The 11,928-nt window shown below is 68.6% G+C and carries 7 protein-coding genes; 2 read left to right on the top strand and 5 right to left on the bottom strand.

Features of this window, described 5'->3' with window-relative positions; translation table 11 throughout:
- Window positions 1-65: 65 nt before the first annotated feature.
- Window positions 66-2,048 carry a coiled-coil domain-containing protein gene (locus tag E0H73_RS23435; RefSeq protein WP_131360042.1) on the bottom strand — a complete coding sequence of 661 codons (1,983 nt, stop codon included), beginning with the start codon at window positions 2,046-2,048 and terminating at the stop codon, window positions 66-68.
- Between the two features lie 309 nt (window positions 2,049-2,357).
- Here E0H73_RS23435 and E0H73_RS23430 point away from each other — a divergent pair, with 309 nt between their 5' ends.
- Both E0H73_RS23430 and E0H73_RS47995 read left to right on the top strand, forming a co-directional pair.
- Complete coding sequence (locus tag E0H73_RS23430; RefSeq protein ID WP_131360040.1) at window positions 2,358-4,985, top strand: hypothetical protein; 2,628 nt, start codon at window positions 2,358-2,360, stop codon at window positions 4,983-4,985.
- Complete coding sequence (locus E0H73_RS47995; RefSeq protein WP_131360038.1) at window positions 4,982-5,491, top strand: hypothetical protein; 510 nt, start codon at window positions 4,982-4,984, stop codon at window positions 5,489-5,491. Before E0H73_RS23430 ends, E0H73_RS47995 begins: the two co-directional genes overlap by 4 nt.
- Before the next feature lie 6 nt (window positions 5,492-5,497).
- On the opposite strand, the gene E0H73_RS23420 is transcribed toward E0H73_RS47995, so the two are convergent.
- The 4 genes from E0H73_RS23420 to lysS form a co-directional block, all read right to left on the bottom strand.
- On the bottom strand, window positions 5,498-6,748 hold the full coding sequence (locus E0H73_RS23420) for an MFS transporter (RefSeq protein WP_131360036.1): 1,251 nt from the start codon (window positions 6,746-6,748) through the stop codon (window positions 5,498-5,500).
- A 113-nt stretch (window positions 6,749-6,861) separates the two neighbouring features.
- On the bottom strand, window positions 6,862-9,402 hold the full coding sequence (locus E0H73_RS23415) for an ATP-dependent Clp protease ATP-binding subunit (protein ID WP_131360034.1): 2,541 nt from the start codon (window positions 9,400-9,402) through the stop codon (window positions 6,862-6,864).
- Window positions 9,403-9,752: 350 nt separating this feature from the next.
- A complete protein-coding gene (locus E0H73_RS23410) occupies window positions 9,753-10,082 on the bottom strand; it encodes a histone-like nucleoid-structuring protein Lsr2 (protein WP_131360032.1) in 330 nt (109 codons plus the stop codon).
- Between the two features lie 316 nt (window positions 10,083-10,398).
- A complete protein-coding gene (gene lysS, locus E0H73_RS23405; protein ID WP_131360030.1) occupies window positions 10,399-11,919 on the bottom strand; it encodes a lysine--tRNA ligase in 1,521 nt (506 codons plus the stop codon).
- Between the last annotated feature and the right edge of the window lie 9 nt (window positions 11,920-11,928).

Here is an 11,928-nt window from a genome sequence, read left to right as displayed (position 1 = left end):
GATGCTCACTTCGGTGGGTGGGTGGATCACACATTGTCACTGACAAGGATCTGACTGTCACGTCCTCATCCTGATTCCCCCGTGGAACCCTCGCTGGATGACATTCCACCACCTGGACGGAATCCCGGTACAGCGAGTGCCTCGATCACACCCGAAAGCTGGGTGAGCTCCTTGGTGATCTCATCACGGCGCTGGTTCAGTGCCGCGACCCTCGCCTCGGCGTCGGCGAGAAGTTTTCGGGCCTGGGCGCGCAGGTCGTCGGCATGCTCGCGGGCCTGCGCCTCGAGCTGCTGCGCCTCGGCGCGGGCCTTGCGGATCAGGTCGTGCGACTGGCGCTGCGCATCGGCCAGGTCGTTGGCGGCACGCTCCCGCAGTACCTGGGTGCTCGCCTGGGCCTCGGCCTCGCGGCGGGTCGCCCGCTCGACGATCTCGCGCGCCTCGGTCTGGGCGTTGCTCTTCAGCTTGTCCGCCCGGTTCTGCGCCTGGGCGGTGACCTTCTCCGCCTCGTGCTTGGCGCTGGCCAGCGTCGCCTCCGCCTGCTGGTTGGCCGTCGCCAACGTGGTCTCGGCCAGCGTCGTCAGCTCGGCGTTCTCGCGGGCGATGGCGTCCTGGGTCTGCTTCAGCCGGCTGGTCGTGCGACCGACCACGCGGCGCATGTGCGCCCGCTTCTGACGCAGTACCTCGGTCGCCTCGGCCTGGGCCTGCGCCCGGATCGACTCGGCCTCGGACTCGGCCGCACCGATCAGGTCGTCGACCGTCTTCTTGCTCCAGATGGTCTGCCGCTCGGCCTCGGCGAGCGCTGCCTCGGCCGCCTTGTTGGCGTCCTCGACGATCCGCTGCGCCTCGGCCGTCGCCGTACGACGATCAGCCTCGATCGAGTCGACGACCAGCTTGGCCTGCGCGCGGGCGTCGGCCATCAGCCGCTCGTTGCCGGCCTCGGCCGCGGCCTTGTGTTCGGCGATCTCAGCGACCGCCTCGGCCCGCAGCTTGTCGATCTCGAGCGAGATCGAGGCCAGCTTGGCGCGCTCGGTCTCCTCGAGCTCGGCGGTCCGCCGCTCCAGCTCGGTCCGGTTCTCTCCCCGCAGCCGCTCGATCTCGGCATGCGCCTCGGCGATCTCGACCCGGGCCTTCTCCCGCGCGGCCTCGACCGCGTGCTCCACCGACGCTCGCAGCTCACTCGCCTCGGTCTCGGCGCGCGCGATCACCTCGGCTTCGTTGCGCACCGCTGCCTGCGAGACCAGCGCGGCCTGCTCGCCCGCGTCGGCCACCAACTGCTGCGCCTCGCGACTGGCCCGCTCGATCGTCAGCTGCGCCGACTCCCGCGCCATCCGGGCGTCCTCGAGCAGTTCGTCGGCCTCTTCCTTGAGCCGCGCCGCCTCGGCCTCGGCCGCCGCGATCCGCCGGTCCGCCGCGGCTTGCGACTCGGCGCGCAACCGGTCGGCCGCCGCCTGGCTCTCGGTCCGCAACTGCTCGGCCGCGGCCTCGGACTCGGCCCGGCGTCTGGCCACTTCGTCTGCCACGGCGGCCCGGAGCTGTTCGGCCGCACTCTCCGACTCCGCCTTCAGCCGCTGCGCGATCGAATTCGCCTCGGCCCGGACCCGCTGTGCTTCATCGGTCGACTCGGCATGCAGCTTCTGCGCTGCGGCCGCGGCATCCCGGCGTACTCGCTCGGCCTCGGCGGTCGACTCGGCGCGGAGTCGCTCGGCGGTGGCTTCGGCCTCGGCGCGGACCCGGTCGGCCTCGGCCTCGGACTCGTTCCGCAGTTGTTCGGCGGCCCGATCGGCGTCGTTGAGCAGGCGCTGGGCGGCGGAGTTCGCGTCGGTCCGCAGCTTCTGGGCCGCTGCCTCGGCGTCGGCTCGCAGCCGCTCGCTCTGGGCCCGGATCCGGCCGGCTTCCTCGCGGACGACGTCGTTCTCGTGCTCGGCCTGCTCGCGCAGGGTGTCCGCGATCCGCTGCGCTCGTTCGAGCACGCCACCCGCTTGCCGCACGCCAAAGGAACCGGTGTCGGCGACCGGTTCCTGGGTCAGTGGCAGACGCGGTGCGTCCATGCGACGAGATGATTCCATCCCCGGCCCCCTTTCCGACAGTCCGGGTCCATCAGCGTGGTCACAGGGTTACAACGCGGTACATGGGTGGCAGGTAACTTCTTTTTCATGCCGCTGCGCGATCTTCCCACCGAATCGAAGGCCGCGGCGGCCCTTCTTCGTACCGATGAGATCACGCACCGCAGGACCATACGACGAACGGGGTGGCAGGGTGTAACCCTCGCGTGTCTCAGTGTGGCCACAGTGCTCTCGGTGCTCGTCCCGGCACCGGTGGGCACAGGCTGTTACCTCTGGCGGGCGACCACTCAACCCGTGAACGGCCGCGGTGCGGCGCTGGTGCTGCCGGTCGCGATGGTTCTGCTGGTGCTCGCGGATCGCTTGTCTGCGGACCGATCCCAGCTTCGTCGGCAGATCCGATGGACGGGTACGACGGCGATCGCACTGGTCACCGTGGCGACCTGGACCGGCCTGGTCGCCCAGGGCCGCTCAGGTTGCACGACCTCACCGGCAGTGATCGGCACCATCGCCTGCGGGACGATCGCCACCGCGGTCGCGGCGCACTGGGTGACGCGCTCCCCCGCGCCGCCGGCACCCGTCGATGACGAGCCTGGCGAGGACGCCGAAGAACCTCTCAACCAGTCCGAATTGCGGGCAGTCTTTGTCCGACTGATGACCACAGCGGACGAATGGACCCCGCTCCGGGTTCAGTTGATGCCGGTGCTCACCGGCGTCCTCGCCGTACTCCTGCTGGCCTCCACAGTTCTGTCCTGGCGTGAACTGCTCGACCCGGTGGCGCTCGGGCCGACAGCTGCCGAGGCTGGTCTAGCCCGGTCTCAACTCTGGGAGATCCCGTCGGCCCGGACGTGGACCCTCGCCATCTGCCTGCTCGCCGTCGCGACGCTGCTGACCTCAGGCTTGGTTCGACGGGCACTTGCCGTCGGCACTGGAACAGCAGTGGTTGCCGGGGTTCTGTCGCACATGGTGTGGCTGCCACCCAAGCTGGCGAACGGTGTGGGATACCGGCCCGGTCTGGGTGCTTGGACCGCGCTCCTACTCGGCTTGCTACTCGTTGCCGCAGGCCTGGTGGGTGTGCGCGGCTTGCGGGTCGTTGCCGGTGCGGCAGTGGTTGGGCTGCTCGGCGGTCTGCTGCTTCCGTCGGCGATAGGAGCTGAGGATGTCCCCGAAGCGGCCGCCGGGAAGCCGCACCGGTTGCTGGATCTGCACGGTGGTCAGCTGGTCGATCGGCTGGGCATGAGAGTGTCCATCGGTACGTCGGATGCCTTGGATTCGTTGGCCGGGACACTCGACGGGTCGCCGGGGCAGTGGCTGCTGGGGCGGACCGGATCCGAGACCTCGACGGTGTTCGCCTACCGGGACGGCGTCGCGCTGCCACAGGTGGCGCTGAACCACGGCGCCACTCCGCCCGCACTGTGGGGCGTCGCCGACAACCGCATGGTCATGCTGGCCGGCGGAGCGCTCGGGAAACCGTGGGCGATCCTGGCCGTGCCGCTCGACCTGGCGCAGGCTGATATCAGCCTCAGCCACAAGGATCAGAACAGCACGTACTACGTGACGCCCGGCGTGCAGATCCTTGCAACCGGCATCGGTCCCGCACTCAGCCACCGCAACGCGGACCGGTCGATCGTGGTGTCGGGTGCGGCGACCACCTGGCAGATCCCGGCGAACCAGCTGCGACCCGGCATGGTGCTGAAGGACTTCGTGATCGACCCGGGTATCGGTGCACCAGGCAACGAGGTCTCCAGCGGCCCGGACGGTACGACGGCCTGGCGTACGAGCGAGACGGGGTTGGCGATCATCCGGCCGGGCGGCAAGCCACAGCAGCTCACCGGGATCGCGCCGGCCGGCTGTGTGGTGAGCAGTGATGCGGCCAGCTCGTCCATGACGGTGGACGCGTTCGCGGTCGATGTGCGGGGCAACCTTTGGCTGGGAGGCGGTGCTCCCACGTCGGTGATCACACCGGACGGCGTACTGCGGAAGTTGCCGGGTGGAGCCGATGGTGTCGAGAGCATCGAGGCGCGGCCGGACGGGTCGGTGGTGCTGGGGGCGTCACCGGGTGGTGGCGACCAGGTGCTGGTGATTCCTGAGGCGGCGACGGCGGCTGCGGCGTACCCGGCTGCACCGTCGCCCGATCGCCGGTGCGATCGGCGTACGCCGGTTGCCGGGACGACGACGTACCGGGCGACCGAGGTGCCGGCGGTGCCTGTGGTGGACGGACAGCCGGGCGCAGCCGGCGTGAGCTCTCAGCTGGCTCTGGACGCCGCTGGGGGGCTGGTTCGGGTTCGGGTGCCGTTGGCGGCGCGTGCGTGGGCTCCGGACGGTCAGGGCGGCGTGTGGTGGACCCTGCTCGATCGGCCGGGGTGGGAGACCGCCGTACACCTCGTGAATGGCCGGACGACGCGCGTGCGCGACCCGCAGCCGGTGCAGGGTGATCAGAAGGCTGAGTTCGCCGGGGCTGCCGGGGATCGGCTGGTGACTGCGATCAACGCGAGTGTCTACAACCTCTACGGGCCGGGGAGCTCGGTACGTCGCGTCCAGGTGAAAGGCGCGCTGCGGCCTGACGGGCTGGTGCAGTTGCCGTCCGGTGCGGTGGCGATGGTTCTGGGCGAGCGGCTCGTGCTCGTCGGGCCGGACGGGCGGTCCGTCACGTTGCTCGGTGGTGCGACGACCGGATGGCCTGTCTCGGCGAGCGCCGTACCGGTGTCGCAGCGGACCGCCGACGGGACGTGGTTCGCCGGCCCCGACGGCAAGCTCTGGGGGTACGACGGCAGCCACCTCGTCCGAGTGGACGCGCCTGGACACGTCACGGTCATCGCCGGGCCCACCCAAGGTGTCCCGCAGGCCGCCGACCACCTCACGGTCATCGGGCCGGCGCTCTACTTCCAGCTCGGCAACGACTTGATTCGCTTGGACGCCTCATGACCGAACTACCGGACGAGGAACTCCCCGGGCGCCTCGACGCGGCAGAAACCGAGCTGGCCACAGCCGAGCATCGCTGGTTCGGACGGGCCACACTCTTCGCCGCGCTGGCTACTGGGGTAGCTCTGCTGCTCCCGTGGACCTACAGCCGCCGACTGGGCCTGTCCGTCTGGCAGCTCGGCATAGAGACCGAACCAGCGCTGGCCTTCACCTGGCTGGCCGGTCTGGCCACCACAGTCATCGGACTGCTCCTGAAGCCCGGCCCCAAATCCCAGGCAACCGCAGCCGTCACCACGATCACCACTCTGCTCTTCCTGGCCGCCACCTGGCAGGCGACCAACCCCGCCACGCCCACCGACACCTGGACAGCCCCCGGCCCCGCCGTAGCCCTCGCCACCTCCCTGACCTGGCTCCTCACCACCCTCCCCCAGTTCTTCACCCCGCGCCTCCGCGCCGCGCCCCCATCCGCCCTGTCGCGAACCATCACCCACCTCCGCCGCACCCGCTGAGCTCGCCTACCGCGGATGCCCCTCGGCGCTCGCCACGTTGCCACGGATCAGCGGGAGCACAGAGATCGCCATGACGGCGGCCGCGACAAGCAGCATCGACCGGCTGCCCAGCCGGGCTCCACCGAGTCCACCGACGAGACCGCCCACCGGGAACAGCGCAAAGACCAGGAACCGTCGTACGGCGTTCACGCGCCCGAGCAGGTCCGGCGGGGTGACCAACTGGCGCATGGTCAGCTGGCCGATCCCGTACACGGCGCCGGACACCCCGCCGACGAACTGTCCGATCCCGACCAGTACGGCCGGGACCACACCGAACGGCGCCGTCAGCAGCGCGATCGCGGCAGCGGTCGTCAGGATCGCCACCATGACCGAGCGGCCGAATCCGAAGCGGGTGGCGGCCCAGTTCGCCAGCAGCCCCCCGACCACTCCGCCCAGGCCGGCCAGCATCGCGAGCAGGCCGACAAGTCCCGCGGAGAAGTGCAGCTCACGCACCAGGGCCAGCACCAGCGACGAGTCTCGGACCGCCACCGCGAACGCCCCGATGCCCGACGACAAGCACAGCGCCACCAGGACCCGGTCCTTCAGCACGTAGGCCAGACCGCTCCGGATGTCGCCGATGATTCCCCTTCGCCCGGTGACCCTCGCAGCCACCAGCTCCGGCGACCGCAGGAACAGCAGCAGCACCCCGGAGCAGACATACGACACCGCGTCGACGGCGACCGCGACAGTGGCACCGACGAGCTGGACCAAGCCACCGCCCAGGCCACTGCCCGCGATGCCGGCGACCGAACCGTTGACCGAGATGGCGCTGTTCCCCGCCCCCAGCATCGCGGGCGGGAGCACCCGCGGAACCATCGACGCCGAGGCCAGGTCGTTCACCACCGTCTGCGCCTGCACGACGAAGACGACGCCGTACAGCACGGGCATCGACAACAGGTCGAGCAGGCCGAGGACCGGCACGGCGCCCAGGCAGATCGCCCGGCCGAAGTCGGTGAGAACGAGCACCGCCCGTTGCGGCGACCGATCGATCAGCGCTCCGGCCACCAAGCTGAACAACACATGCGGTACGGCGTTCAGCGCCGTGAGAATGCCGACCTCCAGCGGTGACGCATGCAGCACCACCGCCGCCAGCAACGGGATCGCCAGCACGGTCACCCCCGTGCCCAGCGCCGAGACCAGATGCGCGCCCCAGAGCCGCCGGAAGTCCGGATACCCACGCAAAGCCGCCAACCATCGCGGCCCAGTCAGCTCACTCATGTCCGTACGACGACGCGGCGCCGCGAATGGTTACCAGGTCTGCTGCAAGAAAAATGCCGAGCGCGGCGAGCAATGTGCTCGCCGCGCTCGGCTTGCTGAGGGCAACCCTCAGATCACGTGTCCTGCAGACCTGAACTGCCACCGGCGGCCAGGTCGGTCAGCTCCAGGTCGGGGCTGCTCGCCTTCGGCGTACCGGTGAAGGTGAAGTACTCGGTCAGGCCGTCGGAGTTGACCGTGCCCTCGGGAGCCGCGTCGACCAGAACGATCTGGCCCGGGCCCACCTCCCCGAACAGGATCTTCTCCGCGAGCACGTCCTCGACGTCGCGCTGGAGTGCGCGGCGCAGCGGACGGGCACCCAGGACCGGGTCGAAGCCACGCTTGGCGACCAGTTCCTTCGCCGCCGGCGTGAGCTCGATGCCCATGTCCTTGTCCTTGAGCCGCTCTTCCACCTGCCCGACCATCAGGTCGACGATCTTGATGATCTCGTCCGGGCCGTGCTGGTGGAACACCACGATCTCGTCGACGCGGTTCAGGAACTCCGGCCGGAAGTGCTGCTTGAGCTCCTCGGTGACCTTCGCCTTCATCTTCTCGTACGAACCGGAGGTGTCGCTGGCCTGCGAGAAGCCGAGGCTAACGGCCTTCGCGATGTCCTTCGTCCCCAGGTTCGTGGTCATGATGATGATGGTGTTCTTGAAGTCGACCACGCGGCCCTGGGCGTCGGTCAGACGACCCTCGTCCAGGATCTGCAGCAGCGAGTTGAAGATGTCCGGGTGGGCCTTCTCCACCTCGTCGAACAGCACCACGCTGAACGGCTTGCGGCGGACCTTCTCGGTCAGCTGGCCGCCCTCTTCGTACCCGACGTAGCCAGGCGGGGACCCGAACAACCGGGACGCCGTGTGCTTCTCGGAGTACTCCGACATGTCCAGGCTGATCAGTGCCGACTGGTCACCGAACAGGAACTCCGTCAGTGCCTTCGACAGCTCGGTCTTACCGACGCCGGACGGGCCGGCGAAGATGAACGAGCCGCTCGGGCGGCGCGGGTCCTTCAGGCCTGCACGAGTACGCCGGATGGAACGCGACACGGCCTTCACCGCGTCCTCCTGACCGATGTACTTCTTGTGCAGCTCCTTCTCCATGTCGAGCAGCCGGGTCGACTCCTCCTCGGTCAGCTTGAAGACCGGGATGCCGGTGGCCGTGCTGAGCACCTCGGCGATCAGCTCCTCGTCCACCTCGGCGACGACATCCATGTCGCCGGCCTTCCACTGCTTCTCCCGCTCCGACTTGGCGTTGATCAGCTTCTTCTCGTCGTCGCGAAGGCTCGCGGCGCGCTCGAAGTCCTGCGCGTCGATCGCCGACTCCTTCTCCCGGCGCACGTTCGCGATCTTCTCGTCGAACTCGCGCAGGTCCGGCGGAGCCGTCATCCGGCGGATCCGCAGCCGGGCCCCGGCCTCGTCGATCAGGTCGATCGCCTTGTCCGGCAGGAACCGGTCCGAGATGTACCGGTCGGCCATCTGCGCGGCGTTCACCAGCGCGGCGTCGGTGATGGTCACCCGGTGGTGGGCCTCGTAGCGGTCCCGCAGGCCCTTGAGGATCTCGATCGTGTGTGCGATCGAGGGCTCGGCCACCTGGATCGGCTGGAACCGGCGCTCCAGCGCGGCGTCCTTCTCGACGTACTTGCGGTACTCGTCGAGGGTGGTGGCACCGATGGTCTGCAGTTCGCCGCGGGCCAGCATCGGCTTCAGGATGCTCGCCGCGTCGATCGCGCCCTCGGCCGCGCCGGCCCCGACGAGGGTGTGGATCTCGTCGATGAACAGCACGATGTCGCCGCGGGTGCGGATCTCCTTGAGCACCTTCTTCAGGCGTTCCTCGAAATCACCGCGGTAGCGCGAACCGGCCACCAGGGCGCCCAGGTCGAGTGAGTAGATCTGCTTGTCCTTCAGCGTCTCCGGGACGTCACCACGGACGATCTGCTGGGCCAGACCCTCCACGATGGCGGTCTTGCCGACGCCCGGCTCACCGATCAGGACAGGGTTGTTCTTGGTTCGCCGGGACAGCACCTGCATGACCCGCTCGATCTCCATCTCGCGCCCGATCACCGGGTCGAGTTTCGATTCGCGGGCGGACTGGGTGTAGTTCCGGCCGAACTGGTCGAGCACCAGCGAGCTGCTGGGAGCACCCTCGGCGGCTGGGCCACCGGCGGACGCCGTCTCCTTGCCCTGGTACCCGCTCAGCAGCTGGATGACCTGCTGCCGGACCTTGTTCAGGTCCGCACCGAGCTTGACCAGGACCTGCGCGGCGACACCCTCACCCTCGCGGATGAGGCCGAGCAGGATGTGCTCGGTGCCGATGTAGTTGTGGCCCAGTTGCAGGGCCTCGCGCAGGGAGAGCTCCAGCACCTTCTTGGCGCGGGGGGTGAACGGGATGTGCCCGCTCGGTGCCTGCTGCCCCTGGCCGATGATCTCTTCGACCTGGGAGCGGACGGCCTCGAGCGAGATACCCAGGCTCTCGAGAGCCTTGGCGGCGACACCCTCACCCTCGTGGATCAGGCCGAGCAGGATGTGCTCGGTCCCGATGTAGTTGTGGCTGAGCATCCTGGCCTCTTCCTGAGCCAGGACGACTACCCGACGGGCGCGGTCCGTAAATCGTTCAAACATCGCCAAAGCGCTCCTTGCCTCAGAGGAGTCGGACGTACCGTGTGGCCCGACCCCCGTACATGCATGCTAGTCCCCGGTGCCGACAGGCTCGCTCTGGGCGAACAAAAGAACACTGCTCGATCGGCCACCCGGGAGGCATCACAAGGGAAGAACCCCGCGGCTCTCCAGCGTGTTCCCGTCCGGCCCCGATCGGACAGCGTGTTCGCCACCAGCGAATTCCCCGAACTACCTGCCGACGCAACCATCCGCTTCCGATCCCCGGTCACCGGGGGCGTCCACACTGTGAAACAACCGGAATGCGGACGGTCCCGGCACCCTGGTGGGCGCCGGGACCGGCAGGTCCGTGGGAATTACTTGGCTTCGTTGTACGCCGCGCGTACCTCGGCCGAGATCCGGCCGCGCTCGCTCACCTCGTAGCCGTTCTCCTTGGCCCAGGCCCTGATGTCGGCGGAGTCCGACGCCGACCGGCCGCGGCCCCGCGCCCGGCCCGCCGCACCGCGGCGCCCGGACACCCGGCGCGCCGAACCGACGTACCCGGCCATGGCGTCGCGCAGCTTGGCGGCATTCTTCTTCGACAGGTCGATCTCGTACGTCGTGCCGTCCAGCCCGAAGGTCACGGTCTCGTCGGCCTTACCTCCGTCGAGATCGTCCTCGAGAACTACCTGCACCCTTTGCGCCATCGATGACAGTCCTTTCCGCGCCCGCCACCGGGCACAATCCCCCTGCCGAATTGTTCGCACCTGATTTGTACCGCACAAACCGCCTTCGTGTCATTCACCACCGGGAATGAGCCGGAAAGATGTGACCAAAATCTTCCGTTCGGTGAGGTACGGTCACTACTGTGCTCCGACGGTGACCTTCAGTATTCAGCCGGGTGCGCCGATCGGAACTCGGCTGGACCAGAATGAATTGGACCCCGGGAATTGCATGGCCCGGAGGTTGTGCTATGCAACGAACCTCCGGGCCGTTTCCCGAATCACTCACGGACTGCCGGAATCACTCCGGGCGCAGCAACGGGAACAGAATCGTCTCCCGGATACCGGCGCCGGTGAACAGCATCACCAGCCGGTCCAGGCCCATCCCCATGCCGCCGGCCGGCGGCATCCCGAACTCCATCGCCCGGAGGAAGTCCTCGTCCAGCTCCATCGCCTCCGGGTCGCCGGCCGCGGCCAGCAACGACTGTGCCACCAGGCGTTCCCGCTGGATCACCGGATCGTTCAGCTCCGAGTACGCCGTGCCCAGCTCGACCCCGTTGACGATCAGGTCCCAGGCCTCGACCAATCCGGGAATTTCGCGATGCGGCTTCGCCAGCGGCCTGGCCGACTCCGGATAGTCACGGACAAAGGTGGGCTGGATCAGCGTGTGCTCGACCAGCTTCTCGAACAACTCCACCGCGATCTCACCGGCATTCCAGCCCGGCTGCAGCTCGACGTCGTGCTGCTCGGCCAGCTTGGTCAGCGCGGCCACGTCGGTGGTCACGTCGACGGTCTCACCGACCGCTTCGGAGACGAGCCCGAAAAGCGTCGCATGCCGGAACGGCTGCTCCAGATCGATGTCCGAACCGTCGCGCGCGGTGATCGTGGTCCGGCCGATCGCACGGCCGGCGTTCCGCATCAGCTCGGCGAAGAGTTCGGCCATCGTGTCGTAATCGCCGTACGCCTCATAGGCCTCGATCATCGAGAATTCCGCCGCATGGGTGGAGTCGAGTCCCTCGTTGCGGAACGTCCGGCCGATCTCGAAGACCCGGTCGACGCCGCCGATCATGGCCCGCTTGAGATCCAGCTCGAGCGCGATCCGCAGCTTCATCTCCTGGTCGAACGCGTTCAGGTGGGTCGAGAACGGCCGCGCCGCGGCACCGCCGTTGGTCAGTTGCAGCACCGGCGTCTCGACCTCGATGAAGTCGTGCGCGTCGAAGGTCGCCCGCAGTGACTTCAGTACGGCGGCCTTGTTCCGGACCATCTCCCGCGCCTCCGGGCGGACGATCAGGTCGACGTACCGCAGCCGGACCCGGGCCTCCTCGTTCAGCGGCCTGTGCTCGTTCGGGAGCGGGCGCAGCGTCTTGGCGGCCATCTGCCAGCCGGTCGCCTGCACGGACAGCTCACCGCGACGGCTGGTGATCACCTCGCCCTGGACGGACAGCAGGTCGCCGATGTCGACGAGTTGCTTGAACCGGGCCAGCCCCTCCGCACCGAGATCCGACAGCGAGAACATCACCTGGAGCTCGGTCCCGTCGCCCTCGCGCAGCCGGACGAAGCACAGCTTGCCGGTGTTGCGGAGGAAGATGACCCGGCCGGCCACCGACACCTGCTCGCCGGTCCGGGTGTCCGGCTCCAGTTCCTGTGCGTCGTACTTCGCCCGCAGGTCCTTCAGCAGGTGCGTCCGCGGCACCGAGATCGGGTACGGCTGCACGCCTTCGGCCAGCAGGCGGTCACGCTTCTCCCGGCGAACCCGCATCTGCTCGGGCAGGTCGTCCTGCCCGCTGTCGGGGTTCACCGGGTTCACGTGTGCGTCAGTCATGGCTAAAGG

Source organism: Kribbella pittospori (assembly GCF_004331465.1).
In the GTDB taxonomy this organism is placed as follows: domain Bacteria; phylum Actinomycetota; class Actinomycetes; order Propionibacteriales; family Kribbellaceae; genus Kribbella; species Kribbella pittospori.
The sequence above is the reverse complement of the archived record's forward strand: the minus strand, read 5'-3'. Positions and strand labels throughout refer to the sequence as shown.

Bases quoted from the DNA above. Each gene is read 5' to 3' on its own strand.
- E0H73_RS23435 (WP_131360042.1), bottom strand. From the start codon at position 2,048: ATGGACGCACCGCGTCTGCCACTGACCCAGGAACCGGTCGCCGACACC.
- E0H73_RS47995 (WP_131360038.1), top strand. From the start codon at position 4,982: ATGACCGAACTACCGGACGAGGAACTCCCCGGGCGCCTCGACGCGGCA.
- E0H73_RS23410 (WP_131360032.1), bottom strand. From the start codon at position 10,082: ATGGCGCAAAGGGTGCAGGTAGTTCTCGAGGACGATCTCGACGGAGGT.
- E0H73_RS23420 (WP_131360036.1), bottom strand. From the start codon at position 6,748: ATGAGTGAGCTGACTGGGCCGCGATGGTTGGCGGCTTTGCGTGGGTAT.
- lysS (WP_131360030.1), bottom strand. From the start codon at position 11,919: ATGACTGACGCACACGTGAACCCGGTGAACCCCGACAGCGGGCAGGAC.
- E0H73_RS23415 (WP_131360034.1), bottom strand. From the start codon at position 9,402: ATGTTTGAACGATTTACGGACCGCGCCCGTCGGGTAGTCGTCCTGGCT.